General features: G+C 38.9%; 9 protein-coding genes and 1 pseudogene. 8 read left to right on the forward strand and 2 right to left on the reverse strand.

What is annotated here, in order from left to right; all coding sequences use genetic code 11:
- Both B2008_RS00050 and B2008_RS00055 read right to left on the reverse strand, forming a co-directional pair.
- Nucleotides 1-551 (reverse strand): annotated as a pseudogene (locus B2008_RS00050) (family 15 glucoamylase); the annotation flags it as partial.
- Nucleotides 552-598: 47 nt separating this feature from the next.
- Entirely contained in the window at nucleotides 599-2,560 is a 1,962-nt protein-coding gene (locus tag B2008_RS00055) for a family 15 glucoamylase (protein WP_286822195.1), read from the reverse strand.
- A gap of 333 nt (nucleotides 2,561-2,893) precedes the next feature.
- Here B2008_RS00055 and B2008_RS00060 point away from each other — a divergent pair, with 333 nt between their 5' ends.
- From B2008_RS00060 to pstB, 8 genes are all read left to right on the forward strand, one after another.
- Nucleotides 2,894-3,016, forward strand: coding sequence for a hypothetical protein (locus B2008_RS00060; RefSeq protein ID WP_286822203.1), 123 nt, complete (start codon nucleotides 2,894-2,896; stop codon nucleotides 3,014-3,016).
- Between the two features lie 366 nt (nucleotides 3,017-3,382).
- Complete coding sequence (rpmG, locus tag B2008_RS00065; RefSeq protein WP_286822196.1) at nucleotides 3,383-3,532, forward strand: 50S ribosomal protein L33; 150 nt, start codon at nucleotides 3,383-3,385, stop codon at nucleotides 3,530-3,532.
- A 569-nt stretch (nucleotides 3,533-4,101) separates the two neighbouring features.
- Nucleotides 4,102-5,715, forward strand: a complete 1,614-nt coding sequence (locus tag B2008_RS00070; protein WP_286822197.1) for an ATP-binding cassette domain-containing protein — start codon at nucleotides 4,102-4,104, stop codon at nucleotides 5,713-5,715.
- 204 nt (nucleotides 5,716-5,919) lie between these two features.
- Nucleotides 5,920-6,813, forward strand: a complete 894-nt coding sequence (locus B2008_RS00075) for a phosphate ABC transporter substrate-binding protein PstS family protein (protein WP_286822202.1) — start codon at nucleotides 5,920-5,922, stop codon at nucleotides 6,811-6,813.
- Between the two features lie 9 nt (nucleotides 6,814-6,822).
- A complete protein-coding gene (gene pstC, locus B2008_RS00080) occupies nucleotides 6,823-7,740 on the forward strand; it encodes a phosphate ABC transporter permease subunit PstC (protein ID WP_286822198.1) in 918 nt (305 codons plus the stop codon).
- Complete coding sequence (gene pstA, locus B2008_RS00085; RefSeq protein WP_286822199.1) at nucleotides 7,721-8,596, forward strand: phosphate ABC transporter permease PstA; 876 nt, start codon at nucleotides 7,721-7,723, stop codon at nucleotides 8,594-8,596. The genes pstC and pstA overlap by 20 nt, the downstream gene beginning before the upstream one ends.
- A 1-nt stretch (nucleotide 8,597) precedes the next feature.
- Entirely contained in the window at nucleotides 8,598-9,377 is a 780-nt protein-coding gene (locus tag B2008_RS00090; protein WP_286822200.1) for a phosphate ABC transporter ATP-binding protein, read from the forward strand.
- On the forward strand, nucleotides 9,377-10,147 hold the full coding sequence (gene pstB / locus B2008_RS00095) for a phosphate ABC transporter ATP-binding protein PstB (protein WP_286822201.1): 771 nt from the start codon (nucleotides 9,377-9,379) through the stop codon (nucleotides 10,145-10,147). The genes B2008_RS00090 and pstB overlap by 1 nt, the downstream gene beginning before the upstream one ends.
- Nucleotides 10,148-10,258: the final 111 nt, after the last annotated feature.

The following is a 10,258-nucleotide window of genomic DNA, read 5'->3' on the forward strand; positions in this document are numbered from 1 at the left end:
GCATAATCTTGCGTATTATAATCTAATAGTTCAGGAATCAATTCATAGTTATGTTCGGCTTGGCTTGTCATCCAATCAATCAAGCTTTTTGCTTGTCCTTTTTGTTGCATTTTAGACAATGCACCGGCAATACGTAAATCAATAAAACCCCATTCCCTTGAATCATACAAATCACCGTCTTGATTTCTCATAAAACCGGGTGTATGGCCTGTCTTGATTCTCAAATTCTGATTAAATGCTGCCATCATGCCCCTTGCTAACTTTGAATCTGGCTGAACTAGTCCCATATTAATCGCTTCGACAGTAGATCCATCATTCTGCTTAGCTATATCGCCTTTACGCTCTAATGAAGATGCAATTATTGATTGACCATCTTGTGTCACAACTAGCTGCTTCATAATCGCTGCTTTTAGATGATCTGCCGCCTTACTGTATTTCTTATATAAATCATTAAACTGAAGTTTGCGAGCCATTTCAGCAGCCGAGTTGAGACCAGCCCATGCTGTAATATTGGTGAAGGCAAATTGTTGCCTTGCTGGTGCCGATTTCAAAACATTATAAGGATCCCAATGTTCTTCCCAAATAGAAGAATCTTGTTTCAGCAGACCATTTTTTTATCTACTAATTCAATCAGCAAGTCTGCATCCCGTTTGGTAATTTTATACCAATTGGTATTCTTAATCTCTGTCTGAATGATTGGTGCTTGCTTAGCTTTTTCTTTGGTCAGCTCTTGTTTTTTCGCAACCAACCATGTTTTAGCAGCGATAACAGCTTGTCTAGCTGCTGCCACTACCTCATTCTTTTGATTAACCGCCGCTCTTGCACGCTCAATTTGCTGCTTGGCCTGTTTAATAATTGCTGCTTGTTTTACAATTTCTTTATTTAATTCATTTTGTTTCTCGGTGAGCCATGATTGGGCAGCACTCTTTTCAGTCTTGGTTCTAGCAGATTCAAGTGCTTTCTTAGCTGTTTTAACAATCATCCGTTTGCGTGCAATCCAACCTTTAGCTGTTTGAATTTGTCGCTTTGCCCGTTTGATCACATCACCCTGAACCTGTTTTTCATTTATTAAATCCGCTTTTTTTTGGGCCAAGCTAACTTTAGTATTTGCCAGTTTATCTGTAGCATTATCAACAATTTGCTGCTTGCGTTTTATCCAACCTTGGGCCGTTTCAATATTTTTATTATTCAATAGAAATTGATAATCCCCAGTTGTTTTAACATAATAATTAATGGTCCACAGAACTAAGCCCCAACCATCAAACTCAATATTTGGTCCATGGTCATTATAATCTGATTCTTCAGTGCCATTCCCATAATAGCGACAAACCGACAACAAATAGTTTTCGCTTAATTTGGTATTTAATCCATAAATTGGAGCTTCAGTCTGATCATTTTCGATGTATTGACTCTGATAATAATTATTGCCAGAACTGTCTTTTTTCATTTGAGCATTTAAGAAGAATGATAATGCATCTTTTGCTTCTTGATAATGTCCAGAGTCAATTAAAGCACGAATTGAATAGCTGCCATCACGTACCCAAGCAATGCTCCATTCACCAGGAATTAAACTAGCTAGTACTTGACCATATCCAGCACCCTTTTCTCTAACCTGAGACATTTTTAAAACCGCTGTTGACTGCAAGTATGTTCGCTTTTCCTGAACTGTCATTCCTTGTGGCATTTTTTCGTTCTTGTGCCACTTCTGCCACCAGTTTTCTTCTTGCTGCAGTAAAGCTTGAGGAGACTTATTTAAAGCTGTTTTGGCATTAGCATCTACATCTTGACTCAGTGCCTTTTCATTGCCATCTTCCCTTAGGCCAATAATGACCCCAAACCAATGCGATTGACCTGAATGCAGGACAATATTACTATTCTCATATCCAGATACAATGTCATTCGCAGATTTAGTCACTGTATTATTTAAATCATTGTTCTGTTCCAAACTGTTTACAGGTGTATTTGCACCTGCACCGGTTTGATATTTTTGTCCTTCTGAAACTAAATTCTTATAAATCGCAAAACTGCCAGTTTTAGAATTAAACTCTTTAATGTAATTGTTTTGCGAATTATACTCACTCTCTTCATTAGCAGATGCATAGTCACTCCCCATACGCATATTCTGCTGGGAAAAGACTGATACCTGTCTGGTCGGGCCATTATTCGTTACTTTAACTAACATATAAAGCAGCGATGACTCATTTTGGTTTATTCCTGAAAAAGGAGTGACATAATAACTGTCAAAAGTTAAATTCTCGTTGTTTTGAACGGAATGAATAATATTTGTACCATTCACATACTCAGCTTTTTTTACCGGTAAATCATTCAGCCACTTTACTTTTTGATCTGTCCGATAGCCAAAATAAGAATCATACATATAATTTGGTGTCGTACTGTTTTCATCTTCATGCGTGTAAATATGCCGCTGCAGCCGAACAAATTTGCCTTGTTTTTGCGAATATATACCTGCAGTTAAACCATTGGACGTCGTTAACTGATCCCACGAACGGTGTCCCGTATAATCGCTAGCAGCATTTACTGTATTTTTCCCTACAAACAAACTGAAAATACAGGTCAGTAATAGGGTTATACCAACTAAAATTTTTTTTCTGTTTCATACCATGTACTCCTCCCAGATCATACAGCTAATTAAAAGTCCAAATCATGAACTCATTTCACGTTTGATTTCCCTCTCCCTATAATGTAATCGATATCATTATAGCTTTTAGGTACTTCTGATGCAATAAAGGTTGAGAATAAATTCACAATTTTCCTTTGAAAATACAATCAAAATGACTGCTGTTATTGTTAAAAAGACTTCAGACGAAACAAAAAAAGCTGGGACAATTAATTGTCCCAGCTTTTACTATTTAAATGACTCACATGGCCATCCATGCAATTTGCCATTGCTTCAATCCATAAACTGCTTAGAACGGTCTATATTTTGATTATCACTGATCAAATGTATGATTACAACGTAGCCAACAATAATCAAAAAGACTTTTGTCGTGATTAATTGATCAGGTTCATTATAGCCTAAGTTAACTTCAAAGAAGTAATTTCTTTGAAGCCTTTTGTGATGCTCCTAATTTAGAAATAAAACGCCTCAATTAAAGCAATAATGCCAAATATGTCATAAATTAAAACTTTAGAGTCCTAATATACTTGACTTTACGTAGAAAAATTCTTGCTTAATCTATTATACAAGGGAACCAGTTCATTAACACCCACTTGTGGGTATTAAAGATGTTCATCAAGATCCTGAAAATCGCCATTATTTTTTGGTTTACAGGCAAAATGATCTGCGCTATACTAATCAGATTTAGTTATTACAATTAAATCATTGAAGTTTACTTTTTAATGGATGAAAAGAGGATTTACCATGTCAGCAAATATTATTTTAGCCTGTGAAGAGACCGGGGAAAGATGTTACTTAACCAAGAAGAACAAGCGCAATACGCCTAGCCGTTTGCGGCTGCACAAGTATTCACCCAAATTACGCCGCCGCGCTTGGTTCCTTGAAACCAAATAACTTCAAAAAGCGATGTTCTCTGAGGAGCATCGGTTTTCGAAGTGATGGCACTATCATAAGCCTGTTGCTTTGCTTATCTCATGTTAAGCTAGTTAACAGGCTTTTTTTGCACAAAAACGCGGCATCGTTTCCACATTAAGAAATATGTGACATTCTCTTAAATTTAGCCAGTCAGCTACTGTTTTGAGGTGTCATTGTCATAAATTTGGGCTCAATTTAGCAGTTAGATGAGATACTCGTTATTAAAAAAATATTGTAATATTATTTGATAAGTGTTAAAATTCCATAAGCAACAAGATGAATATTCCTAGTGTTGTTGTTCACTCAAGCTGTCTTTGAAGCGTCGCAAGCAGTATTAGTAAGATTGGATAAATTATTAAAAACAATTCAGTCAGTCCACTAGCAGCGTTGTTTTATACGCTGCTGTTTCAAAGTATAAAACAAAGTTACTTAATTTTTATTTATAGTGGTGTTTTGTCTTTTATTTATATGTTAGTTATTCTGCCTCGCATAATGCTTTATTTTAAACAAGAAGATATCGCGTAGCATCAATTTGGAGGAAAGAAGAAATGAGTTTTAAAACTATTATTAAGCACATACCTAAGGTAGTACTGCTAGGTATCATTATCACCACTATCATTTCTTCTTTTGATGGTGTTGTTCTTTCAGCTGTTATATCTAATGTAACGCTATTTAACCGCAATTCCTCGGTCATAAGTATTGTGATATATATCTCATTAGGCTTATTTGCGTGGCTATTTATTTATTTTTCAATGTCCTTGAAACAGATATTGGTTAATCGATTTATCAAATTAATGAATATCCTTTTAAAAAGCAACTTCATTTATTCACAGGTATTACACCCAAGGTTTGAATCAGACGAATCTAATAATGTTTCTAAGCTTTTTAATGATTTTAAACTGGTTGAAACGAATTACTTTAGTACAATATTCGAATTATATGCGTCTATTCTTATGAGTGTTGTATCTGCAGCGTATATTTTGACTTTAAATGTGACTGTAGGATTAATTTTTATTATTTTTTCAACGCTCCCCCTCATTTCTTCAAAGCTATTTGGTAAGGTTTTAAATAGCGCTTCATTGTCATGGCAAAATAGCAGTAGCCAATTTCTTAGTAAAGTCACGGATTTATTTAAGGGGATTCGTACTATTAAGACTTATTTAGCTGATAAATTCATGTATAATGACACCATTAATTATTTGAATCAATCAGAAAATTCATATCAAAAAATGAACAATCTACAAGCGTGGGCCATGTTTACAAGTGCTATTTTGTCAGTCGTTAGTTTTCTTTTTCCATTGGGCGTTGGTTTGTTTTTTATAACCCAAAATCAAATAACCGCTACCAAAATTATTGCCATCTTTTTAGCAAGTGATCGTGTTGTTGGGCCACTAAGAAACGCAGCACAATATATTAATCAAATCAAAACGACTCAAAGTATTCGTAAAAATTTAAAAACCCAATTAATTCATTTTAATGATCACCAGCAGATAGCTACTTTTGAAGCACCTGAATTAAAGCTGGATGACGTAAGTTTTAAATATAGTAGCAATAAAAAAGTAATCGATCACTTAACCGTTTCATTTCCATTTGGTAGTAAATCTTTAATTACCGGTAATTCTGGTACTGGCAAATCTACCTTATTGGATCTGATACAAGGGTTTATTAAGCCTGACTCTGGGAAAATATATTTAACTGATGGTATAAAGAAGATAGCTCGTGTTGGTGAATCTAGTATGATTGCATACATTGAACAAAACCCAACATTGTTTAATGATACGATCAAGTTTAATTTAACCTTAGGATACGACTTTTCGGATAAACAGTGTTTGAAAGTTTTGAATACTGTCGGATTAGTGACTGAATTAGGTGACAATATTTTATCCAATCATTATGGTGAAGGCGGGAAAAATTTATCGGGCGGTCAAAAACAAAGAGTTGAAATTGCCCGTGCATTATTGTTTAAGAAAAAAATAATTTTAATCGATGAAGCGACATCAGCACTAGACAGTCATATGAGTGATCAAATTCAAGCCATTATTAATAACTTACATAGCACAGTTATTGAGATTGCCCACCATTATGATAAAGCCGCAATTAGAGGCATGCATTATACTCACTATAAATTAGCAGCTGAAACGTTAAAAGTGACTCATGATTAATCATCAATGTGTTCGGCGCGATAACTTCAAAAAACGATGTTCTCTGAGGAGCATCGCTTTTTTGATGTCCGACCAATTTTAAGTCCCCCTCTTTACCTAAAATTTACTTAGAATTTACCTGATAGCCATTTAACCTTTACATCAGCTCGCTATACTCCTAATTGTAATCAAGGATGACTTAGAAAAGTCGAGGTATTTAGGATGATGGGAAAAAGAAGCGCATTTTTAACAGGATTAACAGTTATTGCAGCAGCAGTTACGTTAACGGCTTGCGGCGGTCAATCGGGATCTAAAACGGCTACCAGTGGTAAAGCACTAAGCGGTAAGGTAACGGCGGTTGGCTCAACGGCTTTGCAACCTTTGGTTGAACAAGCTGCGAAAGACTTCCAAGCCAAAAATCCTAATGTTACCGTCAATGTGCAAGGCGGTGGTTCTGGAACTGGTTTAAGTCAAGTTGCGCAAGGCGCAGTTGATATTGGTAACTCGGATATCTTTGCAGAATCTAAGCCAGGGGTTGCAACAGATAAGATTACCGAACATAAAGTGGCAGTGATTGGTTTTGCTCCAGTAGTAAATCCGGATACTAAGGTTAAAAAACTTACTATGGTCCAATTGCAGAACATCTTTGCCGGCAAGGTGACCAACTGGAAACAAGTTGGGGGTAAAAATGAAAAGATTGTGCTTGTTAACCGGGCAACAGGGTCGGGGACACGTGCCACTTTTGACGACAATGTGATGAAGGGGAAGAAGAGTGTCAAGTCCCAAGAACAAGATTCAAGTGGTGCGGTACAAAAGATTGTTGGGAGCACTCCTGGTGCAATTAGCTACTTAGCCTTTTCTTACTTGACCAAGAATCTACAGGCGGTTGCGATTGACGGTGTGACGCCAACTACGGCTAATGTATTGAATAATAAGTGGAAAATTTGGTCATATGAGCATATGTACACCCAGAAGAAGGCTAATAAGGTTGCCACTGCCTTCATTAAATTTATGAATAGTGACCACGTTCAAGGCGAATTAGTAAAGAAATTGGGTTATATTAGTATCAAGGACATGCAAGTTGTCAAAGATGCCAAAGGCAATGTTACCAACAAATAAGGAATTGCAATGAATAAACAACTATTCAATAGCTCCAAGGAGATTAGACAAGACAAGCTAGGTAGACTGCTTGTCTATTCTGCGTTAACGGTTGTATTAGTACTAGCTTGTGCCATGCTATATTTTATTTTTAGCAAAGGGATTGCAACTTTTACTCAGGATCATATCAACTTTTGGGACTTTTTAACTCGCTCCAATTGGAATACCGATAATTTACAAAAACCGGATTTAGGTGCTTGGGCGCTGATGGTGACTTCTGCCGAAACCACCTTGCTCGCAGTGCTTGTGACGACTCCTTTGGCACTGGTTATCGCTATCTATATCGTGGTGATGAGTCCTAAAATTGGGGGGCGGATTGTGCAACCCTTAACTGAACTGCTTTTAGGCATCCCTTCAGTTGTTTATGGGTTTGTCGGGCTAACAGTGCTGATTCCAGTTTTACGCCGCTGGGCCGGTGGTACGGGGTTTGGGGTGCTAGCAGCAGCGTTAGTGCTCGCGCTGATGATTTTGCCCACTATTACCTCCTTGGCGGTTGAAGCCCTAAATGGCGTGCCCCAATCATATCAAACTTTTGCTTATTCCTTAGGCTGCACCAAGTGGCAAGTCATTGTCCATGTGTTACTTAAAATTAGTGCTCCTAATTTATTAGTTGCCGTAATTTTTGGCGTCGCGCGTGCGTTTGGAGAGGCTTTAGCCGTTCAAATGGTTATTGGGAATACTGTCCAATTACCGCTTGGACTCTTCACCCCAGCTGCGACCTTGACCAGTAAATTAACCACTGATATGGGGAACACGATTGATGGCACCCTTGCTAGCAATGCCCTGTGGTCACTGGCACTACTGTTACTAGTGATGTCACTGATCTTTAACTTATTAGCTAAACTTGTCCTTAGAAGGAGTCAGAGCCGTGAATCGATATCGCGTTAATCAAATTATGACCGGCGTTCTCAACGGCGTGACCTTTCTGGTCGTGCTGTTTATTGCTAGCTTTATCTTATATTTACTTGCTTCTGGCATGACCGCCGTTAATTGGCACTTTTTGACAACATCCAGTGAAGTCGGGCTAGGTATTCGAGATCAGCTCTTCAACTCACTCTACTTATTATTGTTAACCCAGCTTATTTCATTGCCAATTGCCTTAGGGGCCGCAATGGCATTAACACTTTATGCCGATAGCCGTAGCAAACTCGCTAGCTTTGCCCAAGGGTTGATTCAGATTTTGAGTTCGCTGCCTTCAATTATCGTTGGATTATTTGGCTTTCTGATTTTAGTTTTGAAGTTTAACCTCGGTTTTTCAATTATTTCGGGAGCACTGGCCTTAACTTTCTTCAATCTACCGATTTTAACTCAGAGTATTGCGGTCTCACTGCAAGGGGTGCCAGACGAGGTGATGCAAAGTGGCCTGGCGCTAGGAATTTCCAAATGGCATACTATTACTAAAGTGATTTTACCAGAAGCTATGCCAGGTATCTGGTCCGGAATTGTGATCAGTGCGGGGCGAGTCTTTGGCGAAGCTGCGACATTAATTTATACTGCTGGTCAAAGCGCTCCGACACTTGATTACACTAACTGGAATCCGTTTAATCCAGCCAGTCCATTGAATATTTTTCGGCCGGCAGAAACATTGGCCGTTCATATTTGGAAAGTCAATACTGAGAGTCTAGGTCAAGATGCGGCGACGGTTTCGCGTGGTACGATTGTGATTCTGATTTTGGTCGTGTTACTGTTTAACTTGGTAGCCCGGTACTTTTCAACGACAATGCGTAAGAAAGTGGGGCGCTAGCATGGATACTTACTTAAATTTACCCGCAGCGACTGATAGCGATATCGTTGCTAAAAACGTTAATATCTATTATGGCAAGCAGCAAGCAATTACTAATTGTAGCGCTAATTTTCCGCGGCACCAGATCACGGCTTTAATCGGGCCATCTGGATCTGGCAAATCTACCTTTTTGCGGAGTATTAATCGGATGAACGATGGGATTGCGCGGGTTGAAGGGGAGTTATTATACCAAGGGCAGAATCTGTTAGATTCTCGAGTGAATGTGTATAACTTACGCCATCAAATCGGGATGTTGTTTCAAAAGCCCATGCCCTTTGCCAAATCAATATATGAGAACTTAGCGTTACCCTTACATGAAGCGGGTAATCACAATCAAGCTGACATTGCCAAACGGATTGATCACGTCTTGAAAATGGTTGATTTACAACATGAAATTGGGACGGACCTGAACCAGAGTGCCCTGCAGTTATCAGGCGGGCAGCAGCAACGCCTGTGTTTGGCACGAACGTTGTTACTTGAGCCAAAGGTCTTGTTACTGGATGAGCCAGCGAGTGCCTTAGATCCCATTTCAACGGCTAAGATTGAAACGAATTTGTTGAGTTTAAAAGCTCACTGTACGATTATTATTGTGACGCACAATTTGGAACAAGCTTCGCGGATTAGCGATTACACGGCCTTTTTCTACCAAGGACAACTAGCCGAGTTTGACCGTACCAAGAAGGTGTTTTTGAATCCAACGCTTGCAATGACAGAGCGCTATGTCTCGGGAGATTTTGGCTAATGACAAATAAACAGCAACAGACGGAAATTACCACACGGCATGTGAATGTTTATTATGGGGCTAAGCAAGCGTTGTTTGATATTAATCTCACGTTTCCTAAGCATCAGTTAACCGCCCTCATCGGGCCATCTGGCTGTGGTAAATCAACTTTTTTACGTTGCCTCAATCGTGGGAACGATCTGCTTAGTCATACCCGGGTAAGCGGCGAGTTTCAGTTTGCCGGGCGCGACATCTATGATAAAGCTGTGAACGTTATGCAACTCCGCAGCCAGGTCGGGATGGTTTATCAACAGCCAACGCCGTTTCCTTTTTCTATTTTCGACAATGTAAGCTTTAGTCAGCGGATGAGCGGCGAAAAGAATCCCCAGAAATTAGCGGCCATTGTGGAAAAAAGTTTACGCCAAGCGGCGATTTGGGATGAAGTCAAAGATCATTTACAGCAATCGGCTTTGGCCTTGTCAGGTGGTCAGCAGCAACGTGTTTGTCTGGCTAGTGTGCTGGCAGCGAATCCAAAAGTGATTTTACTGGATGAGCCAACGAGTGCGCTTGATCCAGTGGCGACTGGCAAGGTGGAAGCGACCTTGCAGCAGCTTAAAGCCAATTATACGATTATTATGGTGACACATAACATGCAGCAAGCCAGTCGTATCTCTGACCAAGTGGCCTTTTTCTTAGATGGTAAGTTGATTGAATTCAATGCGACCAAGAAGATGTTTTTACATCCAAAAGAACAAATGACGAGTGATTATTTAAACGGAAAGTTTGGTTAAAAGTCATGGCAAAGCAGTTTGAAGTGGAACTGGAAAAATTACATCAGCACTTGATGGACATGGGGATTAATGTCAGTGAGCAATTGTATCAAGCAACCAAGTCATTTATTG

It is taken from the genome of Lactobacillus sp. UBA5813 (genome assembly GCF_002417895.1).
Classification (GTDB): Bacteria; Bacillota; Bacilli; order Lactobacillales; family Lactobacillaceae; genus Lactobacillus; species Lactobacillus amylolyticus.

Excerpts from the sequence above, each read along its gene's own strand:
- B2008_RS00060 (WP_286822203.1), top strand. The coding sequence starts at position 2,894 with ATGCAATTTGCCATTGCTTCAATCCATAAACTGCTTAGAACGGTCTAT.
- rpmG (WP_286822196.1), top strand. The coding sequence starts at position 3,383 with ATGTCAGCAAATATTATTTTAGCCTGTGAAGAGACCGGGGAAAGATGT.
- B2008_RS00070 (WP_286822197.1), top strand. The coding sequence starts at position 4,102 with ATGAGTTTTAAAACTATTATTAAGCACATACCTAAGGTAGTACTGCTA.
- B2008_RS00075 (WP_286822202.1), top strand. The coding sequence starts at position 5,920 with ATGGGAAAAAGAAGCGCATTTTTAACAGGATTAACAGTTATTGCAGCA.
- pstC (WP_286822198.1), top strand. The coding sequence starts at position 6,823 with ATGAATAAACAACTATTCAATAGCTCCAAGGAGATTAGACAAGACAAG.
- B2008_RS00090 (WP_286822200.1), top strand. The coding sequence starts at position 8,598 with ATGGATACTTACTTAAATTTACCCGCAGCGACTGATAGCGATATCGTT.
- pstB (WP_286822201.1), top strand. The coding sequence starts at position 9,377 with ATGACAAATAAACAGCAACAGACGGAAATTACCACACGGCATGTGAAT.